Source organism: Paraburkholderia sp. (genome assembly GCF_050742655.1).
Taxonomy (GTDB): domain Bacteria; phylum Pseudomonadota; class Gammaproteobacteria; order Burkholderiales; family Burkholderiaceae; genus Paraburkholderia.
In genome coordinates this window covers 249,783-267,259 of sequence record NZ_JBOIGG010000008.1, presented here as the reverse complement: position 1 = coordinate 267,259, position 17,477 = coordinate 249,783, and the positions used below count along the sequence as shown (strand labels likewise).

General features: G+C 64.6%; 13 protein-coding genes. 6 read left to right on the top strand and 7 right to left on the bottom strand.

Annotation, left to right across the window (positions count from 1 at the left end; translation table 11 throughout):
* Position 1 precedes the first annotated feature (1 nt).
* The 4 genes from ACREXZ_RS14245 to ACREXZ_RS14230 all read right to left on the bottom strand — a co-directional run bounded on the left by ACREXZ_RS14245 (position 2) and on the right by ACREXZ_RS14230 (position 4,419).
* A complete protein-coding gene (locus tag ACREXZ_RS14245; protein WP_431764725.1) occupies positions 2-484 on the bottom strand; it encodes a hypothetical protein in 483 nt (160 codons plus the stop codon).
* Between the two features lie 170 nt (positions 485-654).
* Positions 655-1,908, bottom strand: a complete 1,254-nt coding sequence (locus ACREXZ_RS14240; RefSeq protein WP_431764724.1) for a hypothetical protein — start codon at positions 1,906-1,908, stop codon at positions 655-657.
* A gap of 691 nt (positions 1,909-2,599) precedes the next feature.
* Positions 2,600-3,388 carry an alpha/beta fold hydrolase gene (locus ACREXZ_RS14235; RefSeq protein WP_431764723.1) on the bottom strand — a complete coding sequence of 263 codons (789 nt, stop codon included), beginning with the start codon at positions 3,386-3,388 and terminating at the stop codon, positions 2,600-2,602.
* Complete coding sequence (locus tag ACREXZ_RS14230; RefSeq protein ID WP_431764722.1) at positions 3,385-4,419, bottom strand: M14 family zinc carboxypeptidase; 1,035 nt, start codon at positions 4,417-4,419, stop codon at positions 3,385-3,387. The genes ACREXZ_RS14235 and ACREXZ_RS14230 overlap by 4 nt, the downstream gene beginning before the upstream one ends.
* Positions 4,420-4,680: 261 nt before the next feature.
* On the opposite strand from ACREXZ_RS14230, the gene phnC reads away from it, so the two are divergent.
* The 3 genes from phnC to phnE are packed head-to-tail and all read left to right on the top strand — an operon-like array spanning position 4,681 to position 7,388.
* Positions 4,681-5,556, top strand: a complete 876-nt coding sequence (gene phnC, locus ACREXZ_RS14225) for a phosphonate ABC transporter ATP-binding protein (RefSeq protein WP_431764721.1) — start codon at positions 4,681-4,683, stop codon at positions 5,554-5,556.
* Between the two features lie 51 nt (positions 5,557-5,607).
* Entirely contained in the window at positions 5,608-6,570 is a 963-nt protein-coding gene (gene phnD, locus ACREXZ_RS14220; RefSeq protein WP_431764720.1) for a phosphonate ABC transporter substrate-binding protein, read from the top strand.
* Positions 6,567-7,388, top strand: a complete 822-nt coding sequence (gene phnE / locus ACREXZ_RS14215; RefSeq protein ID WP_431764719.1) for a phosphonate ABC transporter, permease protein PhnE — start codon at positions 6,567-6,569, stop codon at positions 7,386-7,388. Before phnD ends, phnE begins: the two co-directional genes overlap by 4 nt.
* Positions 7,389-7,394: 6 nt before the next feature.
* Here the strand turns inward: phnE and ACREXZ_RS14210 are convergent, their stop codons facing one another.
* The gene (locus tag ACREXZ_RS14210; RefSeq protein WP_431764718.1) at positions 7,395-8,912 is read right to left on the bottom strand and encodes a PLP-dependent aminotransferase family protein; all 1,518 of its coding nucleotides are present in this window, start codon (positions 8,910-8,912) and stop codon (positions 7,395-7,397) included.
* Positions 8,913-9,067: 155 nt separating this feature from the next.
* On the opposite strand from ACREXZ_RS14210, the gene ACREXZ_RS14205 reads away from it, so the two are divergent.
* Both ACREXZ_RS14205 and gabD read left to right on the top strand, forming a co-directional pair.
* The gene (locus tag ACREXZ_RS14205; RefSeq protein ID WP_431764717.1) at positions 9,068-10,351 is read left to right on the top strand and encodes a 4-aminobutyrate--2-oxoglutarate transaminase; all 1,284 of its coding nucleotides are present in this window, start codon (positions 9,068-9,070) and stop codon (positions 10,349-10,351) included.
* Positions 10,352-10,454: 103 nt separating this feature from the next.
* Positions 10,455-11,915: an NADP-dependent succinate-semialdehyde dehydrogenase gene (gene gabD, locus ACREXZ_RS14200; protein ID WP_431764716.1), complete on the top strand. Its 1,461-nt coding sequence runs from the start codon at positions 10,455-10,457 to the stop codon at positions 11,913-11,915.
* A 40-nt stretch (positions 11,916-11,955) separates the two neighbouring features.
* Here gabD and ACREXZ_RS14195 read toward each other — a convergent pair whose 3' ends face one another.
* Positions 11,956-13,557 carry an ABC transporter substrate-binding protein gene (locus ACREXZ_RS14195; protein ID WP_431764750.1) on the bottom strand — a complete coding sequence of 534 codons (1,602 nt, stop codon included), beginning with the start codon at positions 13,555-13,557 and terminating at the stop codon, positions 11,956-11,958.
* Between the two features lie 247 nt (positions 13,558-13,804).
* Between ACREXZ_RS14195 and ACREXZ_RS14190 the strand changes: the two genes are divergently transcribed.
* Positions 13,805-16,255, top strand: a complete 2,451-nt coding sequence (locus ACREXZ_RS14190; protein WP_431764715.1) for a patatin-like phospholipase family protein — start codon at positions 13,805-13,807, stop codon at positions 16,253-16,255.
* On the opposite strand, the gene ACREXZ_RS14185 is transcribed toward ACREXZ_RS14190, so the two are convergent.
* Positions 16,249-17,439, bottom strand: a complete 1,191-nt coding sequence (locus ACREXZ_RS14185) for an ATP-binding protein (RefSeq protein WP_431764749.1) — start codon at positions 17,437-17,439, stop codon at positions 16,249-16,251. The two genes, ACREXZ_RS14190 and ACREXZ_RS14185, sit on opposite strands and share 7 nt — an antisense overlap.
* Positions 17,440-17,477 lie beyond the last annotated feature (38 nt).

Sequence of the window (17,477 nt, the reverse complement as noted above, 5' to 3'; positions counted from 1 at the left end):
CTCAGTTTCCGAAGCGGACGTTGAGGATCGTCGCGTTCTGGATCAGCACGTTCGCGCCGGAGTTCTGGATCACCGTCGGCAGCCCGCTCGAGTTAGCGAACGAGCCTTGCGTGATCGCGTTGGAACCCGTCGTCACGTTCTTCGCGCTGTTGTCCGACACAGCACCGGTGAGCGTCATGTTGCTGATCGTCTGGTCACCGCCGCGATGAGTGTCCAGTTGCTCGGGCGTCATCGCAACGCCGAAGCTGGAATCGGAGTCGGGCTGCGTCGGCGCGGCGCGCTGCTCTGCAACCGGAGCAGCCGGCGATCGCGCGTCGGACGTTGTGGCGGAGACATTGCCTATAGCAGGCACAGCCTCCTCGATCACGCTGCCCAGTGCAGGTACCGGCGCGGCGACCTCGGCCGCACAGACATCGACCGCAACAGCTGTCCATCCGATCGCGACAGGCAGCATCCACTGCGCAGCGCGTCTGAACGCTTGCATGATTGTCTCCTTGCCCCGCGTGAGCCGGCCGGCTCGCTGCGGGTGCGTTTCTGGTCTCGCCTCGTGCGAAAACGCCGGGACGATCCGTTGACACGCCGCGAAGCGCTAAACCTCGCGGCGTGCCGGGTACTGCTGAAGATGCTGAAACTGCTATGGGTTGGCCAAACGACTCAATGTCCGACGGTCAGATTCGCCTGCACGGTGACCGCCTGCTGCACCAGCGAAGCAAGACCGCTGTTCTGGTTCGCGACCATGATGCCCGCCGCGGACTGTCCGACACTCGCCATGCTGTTGGACATGTTGAACGTGCCGGCATCGACCGCAACGGCCCCGCCCGCGCCGCCCGTACCGCCGGCCGCGCCATTGCCTACGCCGCCGTTGCCTACGCCGCCCGCGCCACCTGCCGCACCCGCGGCACCGACTGCGCCGTTACCCGCGGTCGCGCTGCCGTTGCTCGCCATCGTCGACGAGCTGCCGTTGGTCGCCTGACCGCCGGTGCCGGTACCGCCCGTGCCGCCCGCACCGCCTGCGCCGGCCATGCTCGTTGCCGCCCCGCCTGCACCGCCCGTGCCCGAACCTGCTCCACCGGTTCCTGAGCCCGCGCCGCCCGAGGCTGTCGCCGTGCCTGCCGAGCCTGCACCGCCAGTGCCGGTCGCTGTGCCCGAACCGGTGCCGGTGCCGGTGCCTGCACCGGTGCTTGCCGTTGCGGTACCGCCACCGCCGCCGGCATGCGACGTGCCGTTACCCGACGAGCCGCTGCCGGCGCCGAGGCCCGCAGCAAGACCGCCGCCGCTGCCGCCGGCCGCGCCGCTTCCCGCCAGCGCGCCGCCGCCCGTGCCGCCTGCCGAGCCACCGCTGCCGGTGCCCGTGCCGCCCTGCGTGCCACCCGCGTGCGCGCTGCCGCCGCGTGCGCCGCGACCGCCGTTGCCGCCGAGGCCGTCGCCGGCCGTGGCACCGCCGTTGCTCGCGTAGCCCGCCGACGCGCTGCCGTTGGTCGCGCTGCCGCCGCTGCCACCCGAGCCGCCTGCGCCACCGTTACCGCCATTGCCGCCAAGGCCGGCGCCGCCGTAACCCGCGCCGCCCTTGCCGCCCTTGCCGCCGCTGGCGTTGCCCCAGTTGCCCGCCTGGTTGCCGATGCCATAGACGCTGACGTTGCTCACGTAGCCGTCCAGCTTGCTGAGCGCAACGACCTTGGTGCTATTGAAGGAGTCCTGGTAGACCTGTGCGCCGGACGTCACTTCATTGGCGTTGGCGCCGGTGGTGCTGGTCTGTGTCGAGGTTGCCGCATTGCTGAGTGTGTTCGCGCCGCTGGTGGATTTCTGGGTGCAGGACGCGTCCGAGTTGTCGCTGCATGGATTTGCCATCGCGTAGCCGCTGAGACCGAGGGCAACGGCCGCAGCGGACGCCATTAAAGTCTTTCGCATGGTTTCCTCCTGATGTGGTGGGACGGTTTGGCCGACTACGCCAATCCGCGGCACCACGATGCATAGAAGGTGCCATGCACGTAATCTGTCGAAAGGTAAAAGGGTCTGCGGAATGTCGGCCGAGCGAAGGCTTATTTAAGGTGCACAAATGCGTATTTATGTTTCTTGTTTGAAACGCACTAAATACGCGTTACGCGAATTTCAGAAGAATAATTTTAAGATACATTTATTTTAATTCATGGATTTAGTTCTATTTTTTAGAGTGAATTCACATGAATTTAAAATGTTTCTGTTTTGCTGCATTTCCGTAGCACTTCTGGCCCGCTTATCTTCATCGCGGTGCGTGCCATGCCTGTTGAGTCTTTCAAAACCTTACCGACAGAGGCTCACAAAGCTTGACTGCCCGCTTTTGGCATGTTTTACGGCAGTTCGAAAACGTATCTTTTACGATCTGTTTTGTCTGTGAGGTCAAAATTTCCTGAATTTAGACTTCACAAAATGCGTAATTCACCAGATAAATTATTATGATAATAATATAGAGGAATTTGAAACGCCGCCACTAAATTCGCATTTCGTCAATTGGCGCGAACAAAGAATCAGACGAAACAATTTAATACAAATATAGCAGGTTCAAGTCCGTCGAATTGTTAATTCACGCACGATAATTGCATGGATTTTTAACCGGACTAATTCACTGCTGGTTGCCGGACACTGCACCGACCTCACCGGCGGATTCCTTCAGCCATGACGTCACGGCGCGAACGACCCACTCGGGATCGTCGTGCGGCAGATCGTGTCCCGCCCACGGGTGACGAACATGCGACGCGTCCCACCCCGTCGCGAGCTTCGCCGAACACACGGGGTTCACCAGTTGATCCGCATCCGACGACAGGACCAGCGTCGGGCATCGAGGCGGACTCGCCGCTGCGCTGAAGCGCGCCGCCGCCCACAGCTGACTCAACGCATTGAGCCGCGTGACTGGTGCGTGTTCGCGGATCGCGGTCCAGTCGGCGAGATCGCGCACCCACGTATCGCGACGGTTGCACGTCAGCCGGTGAATCGCTTCTTCCGCCGCATACGCTTCGCGCCAGTGCAGCGCGACGTTCAGCAACGTGGGCCAGGCTCGCGGACGCAGCCGCTCCGTTACGCGACTGAACGGCCGCATGCTGGTGTTGATCAGCACGAGCCGCTCGATCTCGCGCGGATACTGCTGCGCCCACGCGGTCGCAACCATTCCGCCGAGCGACATCGCGAACAGCCGGTACGGCGCCGGTGCACCGCTTTGCAGTGCAGCGAGACGCACGAAGCCGACGGTCCGCGCGACGTCCGCCGGCGAGCGCAGCTGCGCGAATACGCCGTTGCCCGGCAGGTCGATACGCAGAACATCGCTCACCCCTGCTGCGTCGCGCAGCAGCGAAGGTAGCGGCCCCCAGTGCCGCACTTCGCGAGTCAGACCGCGCAACAGGATCCACGTGCTCATGTGCCGGCCTTGCGATACCAGTACTCGATCGCGCGCTGCTGCAGTTGCTGTCGACGCGGGCCTTGTGGCAGCCAGCGCTGCGATGCGAACGCAGCGCGCGTGAGAAAGTCGAGAAGGTTCGCGTGACGCCGCAACACACGTGCGGTGCGATGCGCCTTCAGCGGGTTGAACATGCCCTGACGCGAAAAGATCTGCCGCGGATTCTTCTTGATCCACACCCACGAACCGAGTTCGAGCGTCATCGGCAGGAAGACGTTTTGTGCGGGCGCGCGATCGTACGCGAAGTCCCACAGGTCGCCGTGCAGCAGGTATTGGTGGCTTTGCGGCTCGAACATGTAGCCGTGATGCGGATGCGCGCCCTCGAACATCGTCTTCAGCGCAAACATTTCGGGCAGATGCGACATCGCACGACGCGTGCGCGCATACGGAAACCAGATGCTGTCGCTCCAGCCGTAGCCCGAATGGCAATCAAGCGCGAGACTGAGCGGCCGCGACGCGAGTTCGCGCTCGACCACGTCGAGCAGCGCCGCCGCTTCGCATTCCATCGGCGCGCCACGTTGCCCGCGATACCACGGCAGCCATGCGCCGAGCCGCTGGCCGCCCGCGAGCAGCGGCACGCGAGCATCGGCGTCCTGCGGCGCGTTGCGCATCAGGTCGACACCGTTCGGGTTCGCGCGGGTCGCGGCCCACATGCCGCCCGGATTGACGATCGGCATGAAGATCAGACGAATGGATTGCAACTGGCGTACTAACAGTTCATCCCATTCGAGCCGGCCGAGCAGCGCGCGCATGTAGTCGAGCACGAGTTGCGAGCCGATGCGTTCCAGCCCATGAATGCCGCCGAAAAAACCGATGGCCGGCGCCTGCGGATCGCTCGAACCGAGGCTCGCGGTTTGAACCTCGAATGTCCGGCCGTGTACCTGCGTTTCGCAGACGGTCTTGATTTCGAAGATTGCACTGCCGTCGTCGAGAATCGACTTCAGGTCTTCGTACTCCGCGAAACTGTCGGGAAGAAAACTGAGCGCCTGCATGACGGTGCCGTTTGCGAACTGCAAGGTTTTTGGGGACGGCTCACGCTGATATGCGCAATATAGCCCGTACGCGACGAACAATACATGACATGTCATCGACGCTGCTGGTAACTGTCACGCGAAAGTCATGGTGACACGCGCGTGACGCTCAAAAAGATATAGTCGTCTAGACGTCGCGATGCCTTCACTCAATAGTCATAGTCGCTTCCTAGAATGGGCCGCATCGCTCAGGGATGGTCCGGGCGTGATGGCGAGGTATTCATGGAAGCAATCCGCATCGAGCGCCTGTCGAAGACGTTCAACAACGGCCGCAAGGCGCTCGACGAAATCGACCTGCGTGTCGAGCCCGGGGAAATGGTCGCGCTGATCGGCGCGTCGGGCTCGGGCAAATCAACCCTGTTGCGGCACATCGCCGGCTTTACCGTCGCGGACCCGCAGCCGTCGCGCATCGAGATTCTCGGCCGCCCGATCCAGCAGGACGGTCGTCTTGTGCGCGAGGTTCGCAGCATTCGCCGCGACATCGGTTTCGTTTTTCAGCAGTTCAATCTCGTGAACCGTCTGACGGTACAGACCAACGTGCTGATCGGCGCGCTGGCACGGCTGCCGTTCTGGCGCCGTATAACAGGCCTGTTTCCGCGCCACGAACGCGAACTCGCGTTGACCGCGCTCGCCGAAGTCGGCATCGACGGACACGCAGGCGAACGCGCGGCGAATCTGTCGGGCGGCCAGCAACAGCGCGCGGCTCTTGCCCGCGCACTCGTGCAGCGCGCGCGCATCATCCTCGCCGACGAACCGATCGCCTCGCTCGATCCGGAATCGTCGCGTCGCGTGATGGAGATGCTGCGCGCACTCAATACGAACCATCAGCTAACCGTACTGGTCTCGCTGCATCAGGTGGACATCGCGATGCAGTATTGCGTGCGTACCGTCGCGCTGCGCCAGGGCAAGGTCGTGTACGACGGACCGTCGGCATCGTTGACGCCCGTACTCCTGCGCGAACTGTACGGCAGTGCCGTGCGCGAACTGCTCCACGGCGCTGCAACGCCCGACGAGATCACCGATGTGCCCGTCGCCACGCCGGCCGGCACACCACCGGCCACCACACCATCGCCGTATGCCTTCGCGCATTCGGTCTGAACGCTCACCGCTCTCCCTTTCTTATCCGCTTCACCACAGGACTCCCGCTCGATGAAATTTCTCCGCACCCTGATCGCAGGCATCGCCGCATTCGCGTGCGTCGCCGCTCATGCCGAAGACCTGAACTTCGGCATCATCTCGACCGATTCGTCGGCGGTGCTCAAGCAACGCTGGCAACCGCTGATCGACGATCTGAACAGGCAGACCGGCCTCAACGTGAAAGCGTTCTTCGCCACCGACTACTCGGGGATCATCGAAGGCATGCGCTTCAACAAGGTGCAGATCGGCTATTTCGGCAATGCGTCGGCGATCGAAGCCGTCGATCGTTCGAATGGCGAAGTGTTCGCGAAGATGCAGTATGCGAACGGCGATGCCGGCTACTACTCGCTGCTGATCACGAACGTGAACAGCCGCTTCAAGACGCTCGACGACGTGTTCCGCAACACGAAGGACGTGACGCTCGGCTTCGGCGATCCGAACTCGACGTCGGGCACGTTGATCCCCGGCTACTACCTGTTCGCACAGCGCCATGCGCCGGTGAATACGTCGTTCAAGACGGTGCTGCCGTCGAGTCACGAAGCGAACCTGCTTGCCGTCGTGAACAACAAGATCGACATCGCGACGAACAACACGGAAATGCTCGACACGCTGAAAAAGCTGCATCCGGACAAGTTCGCGCAGGTGCGTGTGCTGTGGAAGTCGCCGCTGATTCCGTCCGATCCGCTCGTGTGGCGCAAGGACCTGCCGCAGGCGACGAAGGACAAGCTGCGCAACTTCTTCGTGAACTACGCGAAGACCGATCTGCATGAAAAGCAGATCATGGGGAACATCACCGGCTACAGCGGCTTTGCGGCATCGACGGATGCGCAGTTGCTGCCGATTCGCCAGGTCGCGCTGTTTCAGCAGAAGCAGAAGATCGAGGCCGACACGCATCTGTCCGACGACGAACGCAAGACGCAGATGGCGGCGCTCGACGCGAAGCTCGCCGCGCTCGACACAGCAATCAAGCAATGAACGCCGCCGATCTCGACGCAGCCGCTGCAACGGGCGCAACGCAAGCGGCCAGTGCCAAGGCCGGCAAGCGCGGCTGGCTGTCGCTCGTCGGCTGGATCGTCGCGATCGCGGTGCTGGGCCTGTCGTGGCGCGGCGCCGACATGCGTCCGCTCGATCTGCTGTCCGACTCCGGCAACATGGGGCAGTTCGCGAAGGACTTCTTTCCGCCCGACTTCGGCGACTGGCGCATCTACGTGCACGAACTGGCGATCACGCTCGCGGTCGCGGTGTGGGGCACCGTGCTCGCGGTCGTCTGCGCGATTCCGTGTGGTCTGCTGTCGGCGCGCAACATGGCGCCGCAGTGGGTCGTGCAGCCAGTGCGTCGCGTGATGGATGCATGCCGCGCGATCAACGAGATGGTGTTCGCGATGCTGTTCATCGTCGCAGTCGGCCTCGGCCCGTTCGCCGGCGTGCTCGCGCTGTGGGTGCACACCACCGGCGTGCTCGCGAAGCTGTTCGCCGAAGCGGTCGAAGCGATCGATCCACGTCCCGCCGAGGGTGTGCGTGCGACCGGCGCGACCGGCCTCGACGAGATCGTCTACGCCGTGCTGCCGCAGGTGCTGCCGCTGTGGATTTCATACGTGCTGTACCGCTTCGAATCGAACGTACGCTCGGCGATGGTGGTCGGTATGGTCGGCGCGGGCGGGATCGGCGTCGTGCTGTACGAGGCGATCCGCTCGTTCGACTACGCGCAGACCGCGGCGGTAATGATCATGGTCATCGTGGTCGTGACCGCGATCGATCTGATGTCTGCGTGGCTGCGTGAGCGGGTGATCTGAACGGCCTCACGCGGACAACGCGATCCGCTCCAGCGGCCCTACCGTGGCGTCGAGCGCATCGGCAAGCGTGTTGAACGCAGGCGCGATCTCATCGTCCGGCACGCACGCGTAGCCGAGCAGCAGCCCCGACGGCGCGCTCGCAGGCTGCGCGTAATAGCCGGACAGCGCGCGCACGACAATATTGCGTTCGAGCGCCACCGCAGCCGCCGCGCGATCGTCGGTGCCGTCCGGCAGGCGCATCACCAGATGCAGCCCGGCATCGCCGCCCACTGCCGCGAACGCGTCGCCGTAGCGCTGCGCGGCGGCATCGAGCAGCGTCTGCCTGCGCTGCCCGTACAGTGTCCGCATCCTGCGGATGTGCGACGTGAAATGCCCCTCCGCGATGAACTCCGCGAGCACCGCCTGCTGCAGCAGCTGCCCCTCGCGATACAGCTCCGCGCTCGCGGTCGCGAAGCTCTCGGCGAGCGCTTCGGGCACGACCAGATAGCCGACCCGCAGCCCCGGAAAGAGCGTCTTGCCGAAGCTGCCCACGTAGATCACCTGCCCCGCCGTGTCGAGCCCCTGCAGCGATGCGAGCGGCCGGCTGCCGTAGCGGAATTCGCTGTCGTAGTCGTCCTCGATGATCCAGCATTGATTCTGCCGCGCGTACTCGAGCAGCATCCGGCGTCGCGCGAGACTCATCACCATCCCGAGCGGGTACTGATGCGACGGCGTCACGAGCATCAGCTTCGGCGGCTGCGCGAGATCGGCGGACGATGGTGCAATCCCTTCGTCGTCGACGGGAATCGGCCGCGACTGCAGCCCCGACACGTGCAGCACGCTGCGCACGCCCCAGTAGCACGGGTCCTCGGTCCAGATGACGTCGCCGGGATCGGACAGCAGCCGCACCGCGAGATCGACCGATTGATGGATCCCGGTCGTGATGACGATCTGCTGCGGCGTGCAGCGCACCGAGCGCGACGTATGCAGGTAATCGGCGAGCACGTGACGCAGCAGCGCGAGACCGCCGCCGGGCGCGTAGGTGAGCAGTTCCGGCCGCGGCGCGCGCCAGTACTTCGCGTTGAGCCGGCTCCACACGCGCGCCGGGAAACGCGACACGTCCGGCACGCCCGGCATGAACGCGCCGCCCTGGCGCCTCGACACGCCGGCCCCGGCGATCAGCCGCGCGCCGCGCGTCGACAACGTGCGCGGCGCGTCGGCCGACGTCGGCGCGACCATCTGTTCGGGCGCGGCGTCGAGACCGATCACGTCGTCTGGCGCGCTTTCGGCGACGAACGTGCCGCGCCCCGTCGCCGACGTCACGTAGCCTTCGAGCACCAGTTGCTCGAACACCTGCGTCACTGTATTGCGCGCGATGCCCAGCTCGGCCGCGAGCAGCCGCGACGACGGCACGCGGCTACCGGCCGGCAGTTCGCGCGACAGGATCGCCTGCTGCAGCAGCCGGTGCAGCTGCCGGTAGACCGGCTGGCCGCTGCCGCGGTCGAGGCGCTGCGCCAGCCAGTCGGACAGAACACTTGCGCGCATGAATTGGCTCCTACGTTTTTATTGAAATGGCTCTAAAGATAAGAGCCAAAGTTGATTATAGTCGTAGCATGCGGCGCGGCGACCTCTCTCGCCCGGCCGTCCCATCCGACCGGGTACGACACACCTGCGACCCACCGAAAACCAAGGAGATCGACGTGAAGAATGCCGAACTGAAGAGCCGCAAGGACGCCGCCACCCCGCGCGGCGTCGGCGTGATGTGCGATTTTTATGCGGAGCGCGCCGAGAACGCGGAGCTTTGGGACGTCGAGGGCCGCCGCTACATCGACTTCGCCGCCGGCATCGCGGTGAACAACACGGGCCACCGTCATCCGAAGATCGTTGCCGCGATCCGCGAGCAGCTCGATCACTTCACCCACACTGCGTATCAGATCGTGCCGTACGCGTCGTACGTCGAGCTCGCAGAGAAAATCAACCACCGCGCGCCCGGCGACCATCCGAAGAAAACGGCCTTCTTCACGACCGGCGCCGAAGCGGTCGAGAACGCGATCAAGATCGCGCGTGCGGCGACCGGCCGCCCCGGCGTGATCGCGTTCACCGGGGGCTTCCACGGTCGCACGATGATGGGCATGGCGCTGACCGGCAAGGTCGCGCCGTACAAGCTCGGCTTCGGCCCGTTCCCGTCGGACGTGTTCCATGCGCCGTTCCCGAACGCGCTGCACGGCGTCTCCGTCGAGGACTCGCTGAAGGCGATCGAATTCCTGTTCAAGGCCGACGTCGATCCGAAGCGCGTTGCCGCGATCATCTTCGAACCGGTGCAGGGCGAAGGCGGGTTCTATCCGGCGCCCGCGGAATTCGTCCGCGCGCTGCGCAAGCTGTGCAACGAGCACGGCATCCTGCTGATCGCCGATGAAGTGCAGACCGGCTTCGCGCGCACCGGCAAGCTGTTCGCGATGCATCACTACGACGTCGTGCCCGATCTGATGACGATGGCGAAAAGCCTCGCGGGCGGCATGCCGCTGTCGGGCGTGGTCGGTCGCGCGGAGATCATGGACGCAGCCGCGCCTGGCGGCCTCGGCGGCACGTATGCGGGCAACCCGCTCGCGGTCGCGGCCGCGCACGCGGTGCTCGACATCATCGACGAAGAGCAGCTGTGCGAACGCGCGGTCACGCTCGGCAATCGCGTGAAGGCCGCGCTCACCGCGTTGCAGCGCGACGTGCCGCAGATCGCCGAAGTGCGCGGTCCGGGCGCGATGGTCGCGGTCGAGTTCTGCAAGCCGGGCACGCACGAGCCCGACGCGGAATTCACGAAGCGCGTGCAGACGCGCGCGCTCGAACGCGGGCTGCTGCTGCTCGTGTGCGGCGTCTATTCGAACGTGGTGCGCTTCCTGTTCCCGCTGACGATCCAGGACGCGGTGTTCGACGAAGCCATGTCGATTCTCGACGAAGTGCTGAAGGAAAGCATCGCGGCAGCCGCCTGACGCATCGCGTTCCACGCTTCAGTCTTTCGTCTGCGGCGGCGCGGCTTCGCGCCGTGCCGCCGCCTCTATTTCCTTTCTCTTGCATCGACTCTGCGAGACGACCATGACCGCACCGCTATTTAACGACCCCTCCCTCTTCAGACAGAAGGCCTACGTGGCCGGCCAGTGGGTCGCATCCGACGACGAAAAAAGCTTCGCCGTGAACAACCCTGCGACCGGCGAAACGCTCGGTAGCGTGCCGAAGATGGGCCAGCAGGAAACCCGTCGCGCGATCGAGGCGGCCAACGCCGCATGGCCCGCATGGCGCACGAAAACTGCGAAGGAACGCGGCAGGATCCTGCGCACGTGGTCCGATCTGATGCTCCAGCATGCGGACGATCTCGCGCTGCTGCTGACGCTGGAACAAGGCAAGCCGCTCGCCGAGGCGAAGGGCGAGATCCAGTACGCTGCGTCGTTTTTCGAGTGGTTCGGCGAGGAAGCGAAGCGCGTGAACGGCGACACGATTCCGACGCCGGCGAACGATCGCCGGATCGTCGTGACGAAAGAGCCGATCGGCGTGTGCGCGGCGATCACGCCGTGGAATTTCCCCGCGGCGATGATCACGCGCAAGGTCGGACCCGCGCTCGCGGCTGGCTGTCCGATCGTCGTCAAGCCCGCCGAAGCGACGCCGTTCTCGGCGCTCGCGCTCGCAGTGCTCGCCGAGCGCGCGGGCGTGCCGCCTGGTGTGTTCAGCGTCGTCACCGGCGACCCGCGCGCGATCGGCGCGGAGATGACCGGCAACCCGATCGTGCGCAAGCTGTCGTTCACCGGCTCGACGCCGGTCGGCCGTCTGCTGATGGAGCAATGCGCGCCGACGGTCAAGAAGGTCTCGCTCGAACTGGGCGGCAACGCGCCGTTCATCGTGTTCGACGACGCCGATCTCGACGCGGCGGTCGCGGGTGCAATCGCGTCGAAGTATCGCAACAGCGGACAGACCTGCGTGTGCACGAACCGTTTCTACGTGCACGATAAAGTCTACGACGCGTTCGCCGCGAAGCTGAGCGCGGCCGTCGCGCAGTTGAAGGTCGGCCGCGGCACCGATGAAGGCGTGACCCAGGGTCCGCTGATCAATGAGGCCGCAGTGCTGAAGGTCGAAGCGCACATCGAGGATGCGCTTGCGAAAGGCGCGCGCGTCGTCGCGGGCGGCCACCGGCATGCGCTCGGTCACGGCTTCTTCGAACCGACCGTGCTCGCGGACGTCACGCCGGCGATGAAAGTCGCGCGCGACGAAACCTTCGGGCCGCTCGCGCCGCTATTCCGCTTCTCGTCCGACGACGAAGTGATCCAGTTCGCGAACGACACCGAATTCGGACTCGCCGCGTATTTCTACAGCCGTGACATCGGCCGTGTTTGGCGCGTCGCGGAAGCGCTCGAGTACGGAATGGTCGGCATCAATACCGGGCTGATCTCAAACGAGGTCGCGCCGTTCGGCGGCGTCAAGCAGTCGGGGCTCGGCCGCGAAGGGTCGCAGTATGGGATCGACGATTACGTCGTGATCAAGTATCTGTGTATGGGCGGGATTTGAAGCCGACGCCGGCGTTGGTCTTGCCAACGAGCCTATATCGCTAGTCCAGCGACACCCCATCGAACCGATGGCTGCCGAGCGGCGACAGCAGCATCCCCTTCACGCGCTTCGACACCGGCAGCGACACGATCGAATGCGCGATCGGCGTGTACGGCACTTTCTCCTTGAACACGACCTGCGCCTGCTCGTACAGCGCGGTGCGTTTCGCCGTGTCCGGTTCGGAGCGGGCCTTGACGATCAACGCGTCGAAGGTCGGATCGCACCACTTCGACACGTTGCTGCCGTGCACGGCGTCGCAGCCGAGCAGCGCGCCGAGCCAGTTGTCCGGATCGCCGTTATCGCCCGACCAGCCGTACAGGATCGCGTCGTGCTCGCCGTTCGCTTTCGCGCGGCGATTGTATTCGCCCCACTCGTAGCTGACGATCTTCGCGCGCACGCCGATCTTCGCCCAGTCCTGCTGGATCAGCTGCGCCATCAGTTGCGCGTTCGGGTTGTACGGACGCTGCACGGGCATCGCCCATAGCGTGAGGTCGAAACCGTTTGGAAAGCCCGCCTGCGCGAGCAGCGCCTTCGCTTTCGCGGGATCGTACGGCGCATCCTTCAGCTTCGCGTTGTACGACCATTGCGCGGGCGGCATCGGGTTGGTCGCGATGCTCGCCTTACCCGCAAAGACCGAGCGGATGATCGCCGGCTTGTCGATCGACATGTCGAGCGCACGCCGCACATCAACGTGATCGAGCGGCGGATGCTGCGTGTTGTACGCGACGAAGCCCACGTTGAAGCCGACACCCGACACGAGCGTCAGCGACGGATTGTGCTCGACGGTCGCGAGATCGGCCGGCCGCGGAAACGCGGAGACCTGGCATTCGCCGGTCGCGAGCTTCTGGATGCGTGCGGCCGGATCGGGCGTGATCGCGAAGACCAGATGCGCGACCTTCACGTCGGCGGGAAGCCAGTAGTCGGGATTCGCGTCGAAGCGGATCAGCGCGTCCTTCTGGTACGAGCGGAACACGAACGGCCCGGTGCCGACCGGCAACTGGTTGATGTCCGCTTCGCGGTGCGCGGCGCTCAGCTGCGCCGCGTATTCAGCCGACAGGATCGACGCGAAGCTCATCGCGAGATTGCGCACGAAGATCACGTCGGGCGCTTTCAGATGGAAGCGCACCGTGTAGTCGTCGACCTTCTCGATGCGCTCGATATTCTTGTCGAAGCCCAGATCGCTGAAATACGGAAAGCTGACTGGGTACGCCTTGCGGAACGGCAGATCGGGATCGAGCATCCGGTTGAACGTGAACAGCACGTCGTCGGCGTCGAAGTCGCGGGTCGGATGGAACCACGCGGTGGTCTGGAATTTCACGCCGTGCCGCAGATGGAACGTGTACGTGCGCTGATCGGCGGACGTGTCCCAGCTGGTGGCGAGCGTCGGTTCGAGGTCGAGCGTGCCGCGGCGGAACTGCACGAGTTCGTTGTAGACCGTGTAGGTGCTCGCGTCGAAATCGGTGCTGGTCGTGTGCTGGCCTGGATCGAAGCCGGCGGGACTGCCCTCGCTGCAGAACACGAGCGTCTTGCCGGGGGCCGCGATAGCGCTGATCGAGTACGCGGTGAACAGGCCGGCCAGGGCGACGCGGCGCACGGTGTGCATGAAAGAAAGTGGCTTCATGTGGGCGGTCAGGGCAGGGAGAAACGATGAGGGAGCGCGTTCGCGTCGTTCGAGCATAGCCCGCCGATTTTCCGTGCGCACGCGCAGCGTCGCCAACAATAAATCCGTACAACAATATGCGCGATGCTTCTAAGGATCGATCGCGTCGCCCCGATACCCCTACGTGATGCCGCTTATTACCGGCAGAAAAACCATGTAATCTTCCGTATTTTCTTCCGGCATCAAACGAATGATTCGACCGTCGGCGCGCGCGATCATACAGGTCTCGACAGGGGTGTCGCTCGACCGCGCGACGGGGAAGGCCTTTACCTTTATCCACTCGCAGCGGGCATTCCAGTTCGCTGCCCTCGCGATTCTGCTTGCAGTCGGCTGCACCGGCTTCGCGTCGCGCGCTGCTGCGGCCACACCCTCAGCGACGACCGCCGCCCCTGTCACGCCAGACAACGCCTGCGGCGCGACCGGCGGCGCCCCGCACCGTCCATCGGTGGGCCTCGTGCTGTCGGGCGGCGGCGCACGCGGCTACGCGCACCTCGGTGTGCTGAAAGTACTGGAAGAAAACCGCATTCCGGTCGACTGCATCGCCGCAACCAGCATGGGTGCCGTCGTGGGCGGTCTGTACGCGAGCGGTATGACCGCGAAGGAAATGCAGGACCGGCTTGCATCGGTCAATCTCGCGGACATCGCGTTCGACGTGACCGCACGCGCGGACCTGCCGCAGTCGCGTCGCGAAGATGAGCAGCTGTACGTGAACAGCCTGTCGTTCGGGTTCGGCAAGAACGGCCTCCGGCTGCCCGCCGGGCTCGTGCAAGGCAACCGGCTGCAGGCGCTGCTGCAGGACTGGACATCCACGGTGCCCGCGAACCAGTCGTTCGACCATTTGCCGATCCCGTATCGCGCGATCGCGACCGATCTGCGCACCGGCCAGCAGGTCGTGCTCGAGCAGGGTTCGCTGCCGCTCGCGATCCGCGCGAGCATGGCGCTACCCGGCCTCTTCGCGCCGGCGGACGTCGATGGCCGCACGCTCGTCGACGGTGGACTCGTCAGCAATCTGCCGATCGAAACGGCGCACGACATGGGCGCGAACGTCGTGATCGCGGTGGACATCGGGTCGCCGCTGCGTCCGCTCGATGCGCTCGCGTCACCCGCCGACGTCGCGCAGCAGATGATCGGCATCCTGATCCACCAGAACGTCGCGCTGCAGCGCAAGCAGCTCGGACCGAACGACGTGCTGATCGAGCCGCAGCTCGGGGCGCTCAGCTTCACCGATTTCGCCAACGCAAAACAGGCGATCGCCGCGGGCGAGGCCGCGACGCGCGCCGCGCTGCCGGCGTTGCGGCATCTCGCGCTGTCGCCGGAACAGTACGCTGCATATCGCTCGGCGCACGCAGTACACGAGTCAGCGCCGATCCGCATCACGAATATCGATATCGCGACACCCGGTCGCGTGCCGGAAAAACGCATTCGCGACGCGCTGCATACCCATCCCGGCGACGTCTACGATCCCACGGCGCTGAACAAGGACCTGCTGTCGCTCACGACAGCCGGCGACTTCGAAAGCGTGACGCAGCAGATGATCACCGACGGCGACACGCATACGCTCGTCATCGACGCGAAAGAAAAATCGTGGGGGCCGAATTTCCTGCTGTTTGGCCTTGGGTTGTCGAGCAGTTCCACCGACGAAGGCGGCTTCCGGCTGCATGTCGGTTACCGGCGGCCGTGGATTACGCCGTCAGGACTCGAAGGACGCATCGACAGCACGCTCGGCAGCGACCTGGTCAACGTACATGCAGAGTTGCGGCAGCCGTTGTCGGATACATTCGGATATTACGTTGCGCCTTATCTGGGTCTCGAGCGGCGCTACATCAACCTCTACGATCCGGACACCAATTTCAGGATCACCCAGTATCACCAGCAGACGGAACGGGCCGGCCTCGATCTGGGCGTGCCGCTGTCGACATTCGGCGACTTCCGGATCGGTGTCGAGTACGCGCACGGTTACGGATCGGCCGTCTACAACTTTCCCAACACCGACGCTCAGGGCAACCCCATCGCAGGAGGTGTCTTCCCCTCTTACTACGGGCGGCAGGTCAATGTGCACGCACGGTTTACCATCGATCAGCTCGACGATCCGCTCTTTCCCCGCAAAGGATACTTCGTCAATCTGCGCGTGGAACGGTCGCTAACAGGGGGGAGCAACGGCGGATTCGCGGACAGCAACGCCCGCTACACCGAGGTCTACGGAAAGGGACTGGTCGCGGCCAGCTTCGGGCGGCACAGTTTCAGCGCGAGCCTCGAAGCAGGCAAAGATTTCGGAGGCACTAACCAGGTCAATCCGTTCGGCTTTACGCTGGGCGGCTTCCAGCATCTGTCCGCCTACGCCGCCGACCAGCTCGCCGGTAGCACGATGATCTATGGGCAGGTCACCTATATGAACCAGCTTGCAGCCTTTAACACGTCGGTAATCCATGGGCTCTTCGCGGGTATCAGCATCGAAGCCGGCAATGTCTGGGACAACGGCTCCTCAAGCGCCGATCTGGCCGGTATCGGCAAAGGTCCGCTCAAACGCAGCGTCACCTTCTTCACCAGCGTGACCAGTTCATTCGGCCCGATCTACTTCGGCGTCGCGCTCGCACCGGGCGGCCGCAACAACGTCTACTTCCAGCTGGGCCACACCTACTGAACGTCACCGTCGGCGGCCGCGCGAGGCTGCCCGGCAGGCCAGCTCAACTCGAAGCGCGCGCCGCCGAGGGTCGCGGGATCGGTCATCGCGATGCGCCCTTTATGCGCGTGCAGCACCTGACGCGTGATCGCCAGGCCGAGACCGTAGCCGCCGGTATGCCGGTCGAGCCGCACGAATGCGTCGAAGATGCGCTCCCGCTCGTCGGGCGACACGCCCGGACCGTCGTCCTCGACGAAGATCTCGACGTTGCCGTGCTGCACCGCGAGGCCGACAGCGATCCGGCCGCGCGCATATTTGCTCGCGTTGCGTAGCAGGTTGCGCATCGCGTACGACATCAGCCGCTTGTCCATCGTCACGCGCAACATGCGGTCCACGTCGACCGTCGCAACGATCTCGCAGCTCGTGTAGAGCAGCGTCGCATCGTTCACCTGCCCATCGAACCAGGCGGCCAGCACGGTCGGTTCGAGATTCGATTGCAGCGAACTGTATTCGAGCCGCGCGTAGGTGAGGCTCATGTCGATCAGTTCGTCGAGCTCGGTCACATCCTGATCGATGCTCGCGAGCGCGCTGTGATATTCAGCGGCCGATCCCGGTTCGCGCAGGATTTCCACTGCGAAGCGCACACGTGCGAGCGGTGTGCGGAGTTCGTGCGAGATGCCGTTGGTGAGTTCGCGCTGCGCGGCGATCAACCGTTCCATCCGCATGGCAAGCGCGTTCAGCGTGCGTGCGAGCGGCCCGATGATCACGCTGTGCGACTCGCGGGCGCGTGTGTTGAAGCGGCCGCCGGTGAAGTCGATCGCGCGTTCGCGGACCATCACGAGATCGAGCCAGACCGGCCGCATCCAGCCGTACGCGGCGAGTGCCGGTGCGCCCAACGTCACCAGTGCCGCGAGCGTCAGGCCGCCCGGTAGCGTGCATAGCGCATGACCCACAGTGTGCGCGCCCAGCACGGCCATGAGACCCAGCAACGGGACAGCGGCGACCAGCAGGACGAGCGTGAGCAAGCGCAGATAAACACGCACGTAGAGCCGTGACCAGCTCGGAACGCGATCCGCGCGCGTATCAGTCCACGACCGCCGGAAGCGCAGCAGGCGCCATTTGCAATAGCGGTAGACGGAGAGTTTTCGCGCGGCAGCGTTCATGGTCACGGACGAAGGATCGGCGAGTGGCGCACCCGGCAGCATCCGCCGATCCAGGTAGCGGTCAGCGGTCACCGCTCGCG